The sequence below is a fragment of the Yeosuana aromativorans genome (assembly GCF_014646655.1).
Classification (GTDB): Bacteria; Bacteroidota; Bacteroidia; order Flavobacteriales; family Flavobacteriaceae; genus Yeosuana; species Yeosuana aromativorans.
In genome coordinates, this window is the sequence record NZ_BMNR01000003.1 from 202,032 (window position 1) to 216,500 (window position 14,469).

Annotated in this window: 15 protein-coding genes; 7 read left to right on the plus strand and 8 right to left on the minus strand. The window is 36.9% G+C overall.

The features are described from left to right. Positions 1 to 166: 166 nt before the first annotated feature. Genes IEW94_RS07795 through IEW94_RS16995 form a run of 3 tightly spaced genes read right to left on the minus strand, consistent with a single transcriptional unit; the run spans position 167 to position 3,187 of the window. Entirely contained in the window at positions 167 to 1,609 is a 1,443-nt protein-coding gene (locus IEW94_RS07795) for a type IV secretory system conjugative DNA transfer family protein (protein WP_188651725.1), read from the minus strand. Further along, a complete protein-coding gene (mobB, locus tag IEW94_RS07800; RefSeq protein ID WP_188651726.1) occupies positions 1,606 to 2,640 on the minus strand; it encodes a MobB family relaxase in 1,035 nt (344 codons plus the stop codon). Before mobB ends, IEW94_RS07795 begins: the two co-directional genes overlap by 4 nt. Continuing rightward, complete coding sequence (locus tag IEW94_RS16995; RefSeq protein WP_308423690.1) at positions 2,603 to 3,187, minus strand: BfmA/BtgA family mobilization protein; 585 nt, start codon at positions 3,185 to 3,187, stop codon at positions 2,603 to 2,605. The genes mobB and IEW94_RS16995 overlap by 38 nt, the downstream gene beginning before the upstream one ends. Positions 3,188 to 3,479: 292 nt before the next feature. On the opposite strand from IEW94_RS16995, the gene IEW94_RS07810 reads away from it, so the two are divergent. Further along, on the plus strand, positions 3,480 to 3,668 hold the full coding sequence (locus IEW94_RS07810) for a hypothetical protein (protein ID WP_188651731.1): 189 nt from the start codon (positions 3,480 to 3,482) through the stop codon (positions 3,666 to 3,668). Positions 3,669 to 3,689: 21 nt separating this feature from the next. Here IEW94_RS07810 and IEW94_RS07815 read toward each other — a convergent pair whose 3' ends face one another. The 5 genes from IEW94_RS07815 to IEW94_RS07835 form a co-directional block, all read right to left on the minus strand. After that, positions 3,690 to 3,887: a hypothetical protein gene (locus IEW94_RS07815; protein ID WP_188651734.1), complete on the minus strand. Its 198-nt coding sequence runs from the start codon at positions 3,885 to 3,887 to the stop codon at positions 3,690 to 3,692. Between the two features lie 16 nt (positions 3,888 to 3,903). Beyond that, the gene (locus IEW94_RS07820) at positions 3,904 to 4,353 is read right to left on the minus strand and encodes a JAB domain-containing protein (protein WP_188651736.1); all 450 of its coding nucleotides are present in this window, start codon (positions 4,351 to 4,353) and stop codon (positions 3,904 to 3,906) included. Between the two features lie 76 nt (positions 4,354 to 4,429). Beyond that, complete coding sequence (locus IEW94_RS07825; protein ID WP_188651737.1) at positions 4,430 to 4,768, minus strand: single-stranded DNA-binding protein; 339 nt, start codon at positions 4,766 to 4,768, stop codon at positions 4,430 to 4,432. A gap of 65 nt (positions 4,769 to 4,833) precedes the next feature. Continuing rightward, positions 4,834 to 4,989: a hypothetical protein gene (locus tag IEW94_RS07830; protein ID WP_188651738.1), complete on the minus strand. Its 156-nt coding sequence runs from the start codon at positions 4,987 to 4,989 to the stop codon at positions 4,834 to 4,836. Positions 4,990 to 5,303: 314 nt separating this feature from the next. Next, the gene (locus tag IEW94_RS07835) at positions 5,304 to 6,140 is read right to left on the minus strand and encodes a DUF932 domain-containing protein (protein ID WP_188651739.1); all 837 of its coding nucleotides are present in this window, start codon (positions 6,138 to 6,140) and stop codon (positions 5,304 to 5,306) included. Between the two features lie 691 nt (positions 6,141 to 6,831). Here IEW94_RS07835 and IEW94_RS07840 point away from each other — a divergent pair. From IEW94_RS07840 to IEW94_RS07865, 6 genes are all read left to right on the plus strand, one after another. Beyond that, complete coding sequence (locus IEW94_RS07840) at positions 6,832 to 7,230, plus strand: hypothetical protein (protein ID WP_188651740.1); 399 nt, start codon at positions 6,832 to 6,834, stop codon at positions 7,228 to 7,230. A gap of 85 nt (positions 7,231 to 7,315) precedes the next feature. After that, positions 7,316 to 8,302 (plus strand): glycosyl hydrolase, encoded by a 987-nt coding sequence (locus IEW94_RS07845; protein ID WP_188651746.1) that lies wholly within the window; start codon positions 7,316 to 7,318, stop codon positions 8,300 to 8,302. Then, positions 8,280 to 10,244, plus strand: a complete 1,965-nt coding sequence (locus tag IEW94_RS07850; RefSeq protein ID WP_188651747.1) for a glycoside hydrolase — start codon at positions 8,280 to 8,282, stop codon at positions 10,242 to 10,244. Before IEW94_RS07845 ends, IEW94_RS07850 begins: the two co-directional genes overlap by 23 nt. A 308-nt stretch (positions 10,245 to 10,552) precedes the next feature. Then, entirely contained in the window at positions 10,553 to 11,563 is a 1,011-nt protein-coding gene (locus tag IEW94_RS07855; RefSeq protein WP_188651748.1) for a glycoside hydrolase family 5 protein, read from the plus strand. Positions 11,564 to 11,995: 432 nt separating this feature from the next. Further along, positions 11,996 to 13,081 (plus strand): SGNH/GDSL hydrolase family protein, encoded by a 1,086-nt coding sequence (locus tag IEW94_RS07860; protein ID WP_188651749.1) that lies wholly within the window; start codon positions 11,996 to 11,998, stop codon positions 13,079 to 13,081. Beyond that, the gene (locus IEW94_RS07865; RefSeq protein WP_188651751.1) at positions 13,081 to 14,451 is read left to right on the plus strand and encodes a sialate O-acetylesterase; all 1,371 of its coding nucleotides are present in this window, start codon (positions 13,081 to 13,083) and stop codon (positions 14,449 to 14,451) included. Before IEW94_RS07860 ends, IEW94_RS07865 begins: the two co-directional genes overlap by 1 nt. Positions 14,452 to 14,469: the final 18 nt, after the last annotated feature.

Genomic DNA, 14,469 nt, shown 5'->3' on the forward strand with positions numbered 1-14,469 from the left:
ACATACACAAATATTTAGTCAGCTTTTAAACTGACAATTACAAATAAAAAGTAAGGCTATAGTCTGACTTAAAAACATTTCTATCAGGTTTTAACCTGATAAAGTATATACCAATAAGACATACACAACGCGAAAGATTACATTTAAAACCTTGTTGATGGGAAAATCATCCTTTCATTATAAGGTCCACCTCCCGATACACCCGTTCAAAATGCATGCTTAGGTCCGCTTCGGAGTAGTTTTTCACGATATTAGGATGGTACCTTTCTATTTTCACCAATTTAAACCGCACCTTCCGGTCCTTCCCGTCGGCAAAGGCAATGAACTCCCCTTGCCTTAACCTGAAGAAGATGCCGGCACGTCTTTTGGAGACTTCCTTTTCACCTTTGGTGATCCGGCTTTCCAAGCTCAGTCCATTGCTCCTGCTGACACTTTTGGTGGGTATCTTGATAAGTTCAAAAAACTGCTCATAATACTTGGCAGTATCCGGATCATTGACCTTTCCAAAAAACTGGTACGAGAGGTTGCTCAAGATGGCCTTGCTGGCCTTATCGCCATATAACATATCGTTCTGTATCTTATCCTGCATCACGTACACGGTCGCAATATCATAACTTCTGAGCGTGGCCGGAATACGGTGCATATTGGGGAGCTTGATGGTCGGCGCCTCTTCCATCAGCACAAAAGAGGACATTCGGTTTCGGACGCTCATTTGCTTGATCACGGTATGCATGATGGTAGCTATGATGGGCGCATAGGCAGATTCATATTTCGGGTTGTTGACGATGGATATGACCGCCGGGTTAGCCTTGTTGTTTATATCCAATGGCACCTCGTCCTCTGAGAGTGCCATAAAGATATTTTGGGAGCTTATCTTTTTAAGGGCGTTGGCCAAGGTGCTCTTGACCCCTGCGGTCTGTTTGTCCGATTCGATCCCACTTATAAAGGCGCTCGCCATGCTTTTTGATGTGATGTTGGAACTTAAAAAAGCGACCAGCTTTTTAGTGCCCATTCCCTGAAAGAGGGCTATCAAATGTGGCAGGGTGCACTGTTTGGGATATTCCGTCCTGAGTTTCCAGATCAACCCCGCCAACAGGCCCTCCACGGCATCGTTAAAAAACCGGGTTGTGGCATTTATGGAAGACCCGCCCAGCTCCAATAGGTTCTCCATCAATACCCTGGACAGTTCATTGACACTTTCCTCGTTGGGCAGGTACCGTGGGGCTATGGGATTGACCTTGTGATGGACGGTATCAAATGCAATGGTATAGAATGTCACCCTATCATTGTCCTTGAACAAGGGATAGGCCATCTCAGTAAGCTCAAAATCCTTGTAATCATGGATAATGCCACAGAAACCATGCTTACTGAGATGCTGCAACAGGTTATAGACCACACTTTCTGTTTTGCCACTTCCAGCCGACCCGATGATGGATACCCCTCTTTTTATATTGTCTATCTTGAACTTGCCCCATTTGATCTTAAAGCGCACTTGGTACTTTTTGTTGGCAATGGTTCCCCTGTCCTGATACAACAACATAAGGACCATTCCAATGAGCAGCATTGAAATGACCAGATAAACCATGATATTTAACATTGATAAAGTCATATTCCAATGGATCCTGATTCGATGGCCTTGCCAACACCCCGTTTCAATTGCTTGATGGCCTTGAGCACCAATTGGACCTTATTGGTCGGGATGTTCATCAGCGGAGTGCCCAATCCCGTCTTGCCAAGCAGTTTAAAGGCCATGGCCTTTTCATTGGTCGGCAGTCCCATGATGCTCGCATAATAGCGTTGGGGGTGTTTGGCAAGGGTTTTTCTGGCCTGGTAGGATTCCACATAGTTGCGTTTATAACCAAACTGTCTGTCAAAGGTCACTTCCGCATTTTTAAAAAAGGTGTCCCTGTCAAAGCCCCGCTTGACCACCTTGCCGTTCATTTCCACTTCGGAGGCCCTGTACTTGCTGCCCGGGGACAGGCTGTACCTGTTTGATGCATCCTTTCTGCTCACGATGATATGGATATGCGATTGTGCCCCTGGTTTTTTCATTCCTTGGGTGACCATCCTGCCGTTCAGTTTATGTGGGGCCTCGGCTTCCAATCGCTTGATTTGCTGTTGCAATTTTTCAATGTTCCCTTCCAACCTGCCACTTCTTATTAGTTGGACATCGTTCCTTAAGCTGACGATTTTCTTGTGGAAGGGCGCGTTTTCCCGAATGGCCCTGTCCGTTCCCTTATAGCTGCGCTCGTGTTCGATCTTAGCATAATATTTGATGTCATTGACCGTGATGGCCCTGCCCGCGATCTCCCGGTTAAAGGCCTTGGCGTAATCCTCCATAATGGCCCTTGTGTATTGTTTCAAATCCCTTGAACGGTCCTGCAACTGCCTTAGCTCACCTTGGCTCGGGCTTACCGTCAGGGAATAAAACCTGGGCTCTGTTTTTTTTAGTTTGGCCGTGTTGGTGTCAATCCCATGGATGGCTTCTTCCGTTGAAATGGCCTCTCCATTTTGGTTAAAAAACAGCTCCTGGTCCCCAAGGTCCTTTCCTTCGTTTTCCTTTTCCAGGTAGGCCACAAAATCGGCGACCGACCGATTATAGTTATCGCCCAGTTTCTGTGGTGTTATAGTGATGTACATGATCCAGTTTTTGTTGTAATCGTTTCAGGTCCGCTTCCGTGGCGTTCAATCGGTAATGTCCCATTCCGAAATTGTTTCGGACATATTTTATCTTTTTAAGGAGCCCCTTGGTCTCCTCCCCTAAATCACGGTATGCCTCCCGTGTATTGTAATATTCCTTTCGATAATACGCGAGCTCCTCGTTTTCGGTGATCAATGCGGGCGTTCCAAAATCAAAGCCATCCTCCCCTTCCTTTTCAATTTGTGCCGTTTCCTCAAACAGGGACTGCAAGATGGCCGTGGTCGGCCTGTGGTGCATCTTCTCGATGTTCTTGATAATGGCGATAACGGCATTGGAGCGTTTGGTGATCTGTCTTTTTAGGGACGTGATGGTCTCCCCGAGGTTATCCTCTGGCGATACGCCATTCAATTCAAAAAAGTCCACCATATGCAGAAGGGACATGGACTGTGATTTGGAGATCGCTTTGCAGTAACTCCTGAATTTCCTGGCCACCGAGGTTTTGATGCTCAGGCTCTCAAATCGTTCGTTTTCATATCCCTTGTCCATTTTTCCTTGAAAAATCTGTTGTTTTTATTGGGCCGAGGCGGTTTTTCCTTGAAAAACCCATAAATGCCCTATTTTCTAAATCGCCTCAATCCTTTGTTTTCATTGGGATTGCACTAAAAATCAAATACCGTAACATCGCTCTGCGTGTTACCCTCTTGCTATACCTTTTCGTCCCGCTCGCGGGACAAAATTCCAAACAACCCAACGAATCAGCCTGTTTAAAGTCTGCTCGCATGGGTTGCTTTTTTATGAGAGAAGCATGCCTTATAAATGTATCCATTCGAGTCTTAAAATGAAAACGCGTCTTAGTCTCAAAACACCTGTTTTGGTGGCAGATTCTATGGAATTTCAAAAAGAGATTCTTGAGAACGTCAAATACTTGGTGGGATCTATTGCAAATGCGTTATGTTTTACGGTTTTGCTAATGAAAAAAAAGAAAAGAAAAAAGACCCTTGAAAGCTCAAAGGTCTCTAAGTTTTAATACGCATTTCAAGATCTCTATTTATATATTAAACACATACTGATAGCTATATAAATTTTTAATCGCTTCCTCTTCCAAGATGGTGTTATAATCCAAATGGTTTTCTATGGCGTAGGCTTTCAGGTCCTGTCCGCAGTGCCGTTCCACATCGATCTTAGATAAGGCAAGCAATCGGTTTTGGGTGGCTGTATCGAGATTGGTATAATTCAAATAGATCATGGTTAAAGATTTTAAATTATAAAATGCACTCATCTGCAAAACTGTAGTAATCCCCATTGGGGGTAATGATCAGGTGGTCTAATACTTTTACATCAAAAAAGCTAGCTGCCTTTTTAATTTTCTGTGTCAATTGTTTATCGGCTTCACTGGGTATTAATTTACCAGAAGGATGGTTATGCGTTAAAATGACCCCCACAGACAAGCTTTTAATAATCACGGCAAAAAGAATACGGATATCAACGAGTGTACCCGTGATACTTCCTGTCGATACTTGGTAGATGCCTTTAACCTTGTTCGCATTGTTTAGTAATAGCACTTTAAAACTTTCCTGTATGGCAATCGTGTCTTGATTCCAGTGTTTAAAAATAATCACCGCAGCATCCTTAGAACTTTTAATAGTGACCGATTTTGACATACTCGACTTCTCTTGGTAACTAATTTTTATTTCGTTAACTTTATAACTCATTGTAATTTTTATTAAAGGTTATGATGAAAACAAGAGGGTGTTTTATTGAGAGGGAGCACCCTTACTTCTCATACAATTACTCAGCACCCCCTAAGAGTACTATTTCTCTAATGACGACTTCGGTCACATAGCGTTTTACACCATCCTTATCCTCATACTGTCGTGAGGTCAATTTACCTGCAATGGCGATCTCTTTACCTTGGCTTACAAACGTTTCAATAATGTCAGCCTTTTTACCCCAGGCTACTAAGTTGTGCCAATTCGTATCGGTTTGCTTCTCCCCGGCGTTGTTCTTGTAGTTCTCGTTGGTCGCTAAGGATAAACGGGCTACTTTGTTACCGTTTTCTAAGTTCGTAATAGTTGGCTCCTGTCCTACGTTTCCGATTAACTGTACGTTGTTTTTTAATGTACTCATGATTTAAATATTAAAGATTAATTATAAAGTCCTATCTGAACCTTTCAGATAGGTTTAAAAATGATTTACTTATGATATCCAGAAGCGTTTTCCTTTTTTGATTTGTTTTGGTTCTGCTTCCTTTTTGGATGGTTTGATATGATTTCATAAGCTGTTTTATTTGATTTACTTCCCATAGAGCCTTCAGCTGTTACCTTTTTTTGATGCTGGTTGTGGTTCACTATTTAGAATTAACCAAGGACTTATAAAAAGGGAGTCTGCGACCGGCTTTATGCAGTCCGGTTAACTTCTAAATGGTGTTGTTTTGCTACCAAAAAAAGGTAAGACAGGTGCTGCTCAGGAAGGGAATTAATGGGCCTGTGAAATTTCAAACCAGCAGGAAGCAGAACCATAAATGATGATGGAATTCCTAAATTGATGTGATGTCTCTATATGACCAATAGTCCTGTGCTTTTTAGAATAAAATAATTTGGGTTCTATTGAAAAACTCCAGTTTAAGAAAAGGTACTGGAGTTAACCTTTTTACATGGTTTATTTAAGCCATGTCATAAATGGTTTCAAACAATAGCTTGTCCAGTTTTTCCTGTTGGTAAAAACTTTTTTTCATCGTGTTATGGAGTACGGCATTAAACGCATTGTATCCCAACCATAGATTGGGTGACTCGTTTAATATCAAAGCTTCGTGGTCCAGTATTTCAATAACTTCTCTGGATTTTTTTGAGGGATTGTCATTTTTATCACTGCATTCATATTTGAACAATCTTGTCATCTCCAGAATATCCTTAACAAATGTTTCAGTATCGATAATCTCAATAGACTTCATTTTGTTGAATTTATGAACGATGCTATAAAATTCATTGTCCAAGAACTTATGGAACAGTTGATTCAGTTCAGGCATGATTAGTTCCGTACTGTTTTTGGTATGACGGATTGAAAATCCAATCTCTGTTTGAGCCACATGCAATCCATTGGAACAGACTTTTCTGTAAAACCCAAAATGACCTGATGTTTTTTCACTGCCATCATAGGAGTTTTTAAAACGTAGCATTGGTAAAATCAGATCATTATCATTTTTGATGGTAAATTGATTGTCATCTTCAATGATAAAGTCGATGATAAAAGAGCAATCGCCTCTATTAATGGTTCGTTTGTGGTAGTTCAAGTTGGCATTGACCAACATGGCCTCTGCTTCTTTAAAAAACAGCTCATTAGGAATGTGTCCATAACGTTTTGAAACGACATTCACGATCTTGCCATTGGAGATAATGGCCTGTTCTAATCCTCTTCTGGAATCCATTCCTGTGAGGGTTTGTAATGCTTTCATTTCTGAGGGTACGAAAACATCATCCTGTTGTAAGTTGCTTAAATACATACATCTTGATTTTAAGTTAAACAATATGTAGCACAACCAAACGGAAGACAAAATTTTGGAGCGGAAAGGAAACGGAATATACAGTGAGGAACGAACGGCTTTATGCCGTCCCTTTTCAGATAAACATTTTGCGACGTTTATATTTGGGGAATAATGTATGATTACTATATAAGGTTCTACCGCATCTCCTAAAGTTAAAATAGCAAAGTTGTATCATACATTCAAAAATCATGTTCTAAGGTCATTCATTCCCCAAGTCAGTAATTATGCCAGCAATCCACTTTAAATTCAGATTAGGATTAAGCTATAGTTAATATGATTATTCAGAACCAAATAAAGACAAAGAGCAGTTCTATTTATAGAGCGTTGTATTTCTTAGCCGCTTACGATAAACATTTATTAACTATCTTGGAATATCATTTAACAAATATGACAGAACCGCTATCTTTTATTAATAAATAAATAATACTTTGCTATTTTGATAAAATAGTATTAATGAATGTTTTAGCCATACTATAATTTTGTTATATAAAATTGAATACCCAGTATAATTAAATAACTGTTGTACACTCATTTTATTGGTTAGGTATTCTAATGCACAAAACAAAAATGATATCTTAAAATAAATAATCAGGAATATATTGAATATGAATCTGGGAATGTTATGCATGCGCAATGTTTTAAAAAAATTATGACGAGTTTGTCCAAAATGTATACCAAAAAAATTAAGAAGCAGATCAGTGAAACCCCTTATAACGTTCCTTATGTGCCAAATATCTGGGGCGCCGGATTGGAAATCCAGAATTTTGGCATGAAACAGTACTTTTACCATGTGGTATTTCCGGAATATTTTCCAAAATCATACATGTTAAATGCCCTGGACTTTATATTGGGTACTCACCCTGTGGTTAACATATCTTGTTTTGCATCGAGAATTGGAGTAGGATTGCTTACTCAGGCTTACCGCATAAACCGCGGAGAACATTCCCATATTCCCAGAGGTATCGGTTCAGGAACGGCGCTTATTCGCCTAATCTTCCCGAACCTCTTGAATGCTCCTGTTTATGGCAACAAACCGAATATGTTTTAGGAGGTGGTACTACAGATTATTTATTTTTGGTTATTGCAGCAAATCATTTATTAAATTAAGACCAATCGTATTTTATAATAACCTTATGAGAATTTTATTTATTTATTTTATACTAATCAATCTTACAACTTTTGCACAACAACCCATTAATCCTAATGCCAGTGCAGAGGCCAGATCACTTTTATCACTTATAGCCAATTTAAATAGCAATATTTTGTCTGGGCAACATAGTTACAACGAAAACCCTACAGAATATTATGATATTGCTACAGAAATATCTGGAAAACAGCCAGCAATCTGGGGTACAGATCTGTACTGGAACCATTTGGAAAACCCCAGTGACAGAGTGGTTTCGGAAGCTGTTAAAAAATACAATGAAGGAGCTATTGTCACTATTATGTGGCATGTCGGTAGACCAATGGATCAAGCTCCGTACGGATGGAGTACCAGTGTTCAGAATAAAATAAGTCGTGCAGAATGGGAAGCTTTAATAACCCCCGGAACCAAAATTCACCGTCAATGGCAAAATCAGGTGGACACTGTTGCAAAGACACTAAAAAGACTTCAGGACTTACATATACCCCTATTGTGGAGGCCTTACCACGAAATGAATGGCGTTTGGTTCTGGTGGGGAAACAAACCTGGAAAAAATGGCTATATTAAATTATGGAAAATGTTATATCACAGGCTTACGGATGTTCATAAGATAAATAACTTAATTTGGGTATGGAACGCTAACAGCCCCAGAGATATCCCTTACGACGAAGCTTATTCCTATAAAGATTATTATCCAGGCAAACAATATGTAGATATTCTGGCAACGGACGTATATCATTTTGATTACGAGCAAAAAGATTATGAAAGCTTATTAAAACTTGCTGAAGGAAAACCAATAGCGCTTGGAGAAGTTGGACAATTACCTAAGGCAAATATCCTTGAAAAGCAACCTAAATGGTCCTGGTTCATGGTATGGGCCAATTGGATACAAACCGCAAACTCAAATGAACGTGTAATTGAAATATATAACCGAGCAAATACCCTTAACAGAAATGATATCAAAAACAAATCGTAAACCTCGTATTACTATCCTATTTATCCCTATTTGCTTACTTACGGCAATTTCCGTTAATGCGCAGACAGAGTTCACTACTTGGGGAAATTTAACCGGCATAAGACAGAATGGACAACTTATAAATATTAATTCTTCATTAGTTATTGTAAATTCCAATGAGGAAATTCGCGAGACTGTAAAGGAAGGACAGGAAGTCAACTTCTATAGGGAAAATGATAGTAAAATATTTGAATATACTATGGGACATATTAGATGGGTCCAAACAATAACGGATTCAAAGAATGAGGATATAAAGGTTTCCATAAAATTTTCAACTGATACGGATACACTTCTTAAAGGAGCCTATTTCAGAGTAAAATTACCGGCTATTTTTAACCAAAATACTCAAATAAAAATATCTTCTCCACCTTCATCTACTTTACAGCAATTGATTGGTCGCTATCCTAACGCTGCAATTCAAAACCGAATCACCAGTATGAGTGTATCCGTAAAGGACCAGGAACTAAAAATAAGCCAAGAGAAACCAGCTATTATGGCAGCAGAATACGCTACTACAGAAAACTCTGAATTTTTACTGAATTTTCAAATTGCACCAGATTCCATTGCAGCCAATCATGTATATGAAAATACATTTACTATTTCAGGGCATAAAGAAATAAATAATGCGCCTATTACAATAAAACTGTTCCCTGACCAACAGGAAAACGAATTCAGCGGATTAGGAGGGAATTTCAGACTTCAAAACCCGGGTGCAGACCCGCAGGTTATAGATTACTTACTTAACAACCTTAATGTTAAATGGGCCCGAGTAGAATTGCCATGGCGTTCCTGGCAACCCAATATGGAAACCAATCCATTGGAAATGGCCAGAAAAGGGAATATTCCGCCCAAAGTAAAGGCAGCAATGGAAATGGCAAAAAGGTTACATGAAAAAGGAGTAAAAATAGTGTTGGCTGCCTGGTTTGCCCCAGAGTGGGCCATTATAGGAGAACGCTCTAAAGGAGTTAACATTGATGGAAGTCGCGGTAATCCGCTTGATCAAAGTAAAAAAGAAAAAATTTACCAGTCTATTGCCAATTATCTTCTTTTTCTTAAAGAAAACTACAACGTTCCCATTGCCATGTTTTCTTTTAACGAGTCCGACCTCGGTATAGATATAAGGCAAACCCCAGAAGAACATAATCAGATGATTTCCGAACTCGGCCAATATTTTAAAGAAAAGGGACTCTCTACTGAGCTTCTATTGGGTGATACTGCCGATGCCAATGGGTGGGATTTTACCACCATCGCATCTCTTAACCCTGAAGCTGTTCCGTACATCGGTGCCGTATCTTTTCATTCATGGAGAGCCTGTAACGATGAAAATTTAGTAAAATGGAGGGACATTGCTAACAGAATAAATGTCCCCTTACTCGTAGGCGAAGGTAGCATTGATGCAGGTGCCTGGAGATACCCTGAAATTTTTGAAGAATCCACCTATGCAATGGAAGAAATAGCTACTTATATTAAAATTATGAGGCAAGCCCGTCCTCTTTCTATTCTACAATGGCAGCTTACTTCAGATTATTCAGTTTTATCGGGGGGCGGAGTGTTCGGAAATTATGAAAAGGAATTATATCCTACTCAACGTTTTTTCAATCTCAAACAATTAAGTACCACACCAGTTGGATTAAACTATATCCCAGTTATCACAAATAATGATGATGTTATCGTTACCGCTTTAACCAACAAAAGAGAAAGTAAGCTCGCCATTCACATGGTGAATAATGATGCTATAAAAAAACTGATTATCCTAAATTTGCCGAAAAGAGTAAAAAAAATTCAGGTATATGTAACCAATTCAAAAATATCTTTTTCGGAACTTAAAACAATAGTTGTTAAAAATCGAGAGGCTGAACTGGAAATTCCATCAGGCTCTTTTATAAGCCTTATTACCAACTAAATAAGGGATAGTAAGCATTAAAAAAAGCCAGGTTTTAACAGTAAATAACAAGACAAGGATACTTTGTTCGATTTCCATACTAAGCTGTTGAAAATGTTAATATGGTTTGGTTAGAGTAAATTTCAAATAATCTCTTTACAATTATCTGCAGATTTTTATATTTTGAATTGTTAAAACTGTAGTAATTTAATGTACGATATTGTCATTTACATTTACAATTTAGTCAATTTCATACTTTTATTTTTACATTAATTTATAATAAAATAACTTGGTATATATTTTCTGCTAAACCTATAATTTTAAAACCCATGAAAAAATTTAAGAATACATTTTTATTACCAATTTACTTTTTATGTGTAATGTTTAGTTTCTCACAAAACAAATTAGATAGGGTCGTAGTAAACACAAATAATTTTGTTACTAAAAACGGAAAAACAATTGTTTTCAGAGGGCTAAATACAAGTGATCCAGATAAGCTAGAAAGTCAAGGGCACTGGAACAAATCTTATTTTAAAGAAATAAAAGAATGGGGCGCAAATATTGTTCGTTTTCCTGTACATCCATCAGCTTGGACCAAACGTGGAAAAGAAAATTATCTTAAACTTATAGACGATGGCGTACAATGGGCTACTGAACTCGGTTTATATGTTATTATAGATTGGCATAGTATCGGGAATCTAGAAACAGAAATGTATCAAGATGATATGTACGATACTACATTAAAACAAACCTATGATTTTTGGAGAACCATAGCTGTAAAATATGGAAAAAACACTTCTGTAGCATTTTATGAATTATTCAATGAACCTACGACTTTTAATAACACCTTGGGTACTGCTAGTTGGGATGAATGGAAAAAAATAAATGAGGAGATAATAACCATTATCAGAGCAAATGGTGGAGAAGGTATTCCTTTGGTTGCAGGTTTCAACTGGGCTTACGATTTAACTCCTGTCATTGAAAACCCAATCAATGCAGAAGGCATAGCGTATGTAAGTCATCCATATCCAGAAAAAAGAGAGAAACCATGGGAAAGCCAATGGACAGCAGATTGGGGTTTTGTTAAAGAAAAATATCCATTAATGCTTACCGAAATAGGATTTTGTGGACCAGAAGATCCAGGTGCCCATCATCCTGTAATTAGTGACGAATCCTATGGAGATGCCATAACAAATTATTGTGACGATAAAGAAATTTCATACGTAGTATGGGTTTTTGATCCACAATGGGCTCCCCGCTTATTTGAAGACTGGAATTATACACCATCAAGGCATGGAAAATATTTCAAAAAGCATTTAAGTTCTTATAGTTACGATTAAAATTAATTTGAAAACAAAAATGACGGAAAAAATTAATCGAGAAATAACGTTATTAAAACCCGAGGATATTTTCTTCATAATTAATCGAGTGAAACAAAAATTTGATTTTACAATTCATTTTCATCCCGAATATAAATTAAATTTTATTCTAAACGCAAGAAGTGTGAGACGCGTAATTAGCGATTCTATGGAAGAAATTGGCGATGTTCAAATCGTCTATAAATGAGGGTTTAAGAGCTTCTCAAATTTTAATCGTTTCTTTAAAAAATCCAAAAACTTAACACCAAATAAGTTTAAATCAGAATTTAAATCTATACAACAATTTGAGTAAATTTTGCTTTTAAATGTACAAATAAGATAAGACTTTGATATTTTATAATAAATATTAAAAAGAAATTTATCTTAATTTCATACCGCTAAAAAAAACAACTAATGTTTAAATATAATTTATCAATTATATGCTTTTTAATTATCATTTCATGTAAAGAAAATACTTTGAAAATATATAACTCTACAGATAAACTATTAAAATATACTGGAAGAATTGAACAATTAACAGATAGCACAACTGCATTAATTGGTTCAGCTGCTTCCTTAGAATTTAATACAAAAGGAGATTCTGTTTTATTATTTCTTCGCTCAGAAGTTACACCTCGTAATTATGTTGTGTTAACAATTAATGATGAATATCAAGAACGTTATCAAATTAAAGGGGACACAGTCAACAAAATAACGTTGCAATTACCAAAAAAAGAATTTAATAAAATAGGAATTCACAAAGCTACTGAAGCTGCTAGCGGAAATATAATTATTCATAAGATTGAAGCCGAAAAATTGGTTCCTTTGAATGGAGAAAATTCAGTTTTAATAGAATTTATTGGTGATTCTATAACTTGCGGAGCTTTAGCAGATAATAGTGATATTGATTGCAATGAAGGTGAATATTTAGATCAGCACAATGCCTATTTAGCTTACGGGCCAAGATTGGCAAGAACCATAAATGCAGACTATATGTTAAGTTCAGTTTCAGGAATAGGTATGTATAGAAATTGGAATGATGAGAATATTGAAGAACCAATTATGCCTCAGGTTTACAATAATTTATATTTAAATACAGATGATTCAAAACCTTATAAATCAAATTTCAAACCAGATATCGTAAGTATTTGCTTAGGCACTAATGATATGTCTGATGGTGATGGTATAAAAGAAAGACTTCCTTTTGACACTAAAAAGTACACCGATAACTACATTAAATTTGTTGAAGCCATTTTTAATAAAAATCCAAATGTTCGAATTGCTTTATTAAATAGCCCAATGGTTTCAGGAGACAAAAATGATACTTTGGTGTCTTGTTTAAAAACTGTCCAAAATCATTTTAAAGACAAAGATATAGTCCTTTTTCAATTTGATAAACTTTTTGTAAATGGTTGTAATAATCATCCTAGTGTAGAAGATCATAAAGTTTTAGCAGATCAATTAACACCCTTTTTTAAAAATATTTTAAGTAAAAAATAATGAAAATCTTACGAGTCATATTTTTCCTATTTGTTGCAAAAACATCTTTTGCCAACGTTATTTTGCCTTCGGTATTTTCAGACCATATGGTTATACAACAAAATGACCAGGTTAAATTTTGGGGCTGGGCGAGTCCAAATGAAGAAGTAATTATACGACCATCTTGGACTACTGAAATTTATAAAACTAAAGCTAGCAATCAAGCAAAATGGGAATTAATGGTAAAAACACCGAGTTATGGTGGGCCTTTCATAATTTCAATAAAAGGATATAATGAAATTGTTTTAAATGATATTTTAATAGGTGAAGTTTGGTTATGCTCTGGGCAATCAAATATGGAAATGTCTGCAAGTTGGGGAATTAAAAATATGGATGAGGTTGAAAAAGCAAACCATCCAAATATTCGCTTTTTTAACATCCCAAAACTTTCATCAGAAACCCCTCAAAATAATGTCCCTGCAAATTGGCAAGCATCTACTCCAGAAATCATGAAGAATTCAAGTGCAGTAGCATACTTTTTTGCAAAGCGATTACAAGAAAACCTAAAAGAGGTACCTGTTGGACTAATTGTTTCGTCATGGGGAGGAACTCCTGCTGAAGTATGGATGCCAGAGGAAACCATTCTAAATAATTCTATCCTCAATAAAGCAGCCAGCAAATTAAAACCTGTTGAATGGGGACCTACACAGCCCGCAAGAGCTTTTAATGCCATGATAAATCCCTTTATTGGCTATAACATTGCAGGTGTGCTATGGTATCAAGGAGAAGCAAATGTTGGTGCAAAGAATTATGAAAAGACTCTTACTGCTTTAATATCTTCATGGCGATCTATTTGGAATAATAATTTCCCGTTTTACTATGTTCAAATTGCACAATTTGAATATGGTGGTGACCATTTTGGAGGTACAGAAATTAGAAACGCTCAACGTAAAGTTTTAAACCTCTCAGAAAATACAGGAATGGTAGTTATTGATGATGTTTCAACGGCAGACGATATCCATCCAAAAGATAAAAAAACTGTTGGCATAAGATTAGCTAACCTAGCTTTGAAAAATCATTATAAGACTTTTGATGGTGTTGTTAATGGTCCACTTTTTAAAAATGTTTCTTTTGAAAAAGGGAAAGCCAAAGTGTCTTTTAATAATTCAAAAGGACTTAATATTAAAGGAGATAACTCACTTTTTGAAATGGCAGGAGCAGACAAGATCTTCTATGAAGCCAAATCAAAAACCAATAATGATTGCATAGTGCTTTCATCAAAGAAAGTAAAAAACCCTAAATATGTTCGTTTTGCCTGGAAAAACACGGCTCGATCTAATGTTTTTAATGAAGCTAATTTACCTGCATCAACATTTACAACTGAACATTAAAACAACTAATTGTCTAGC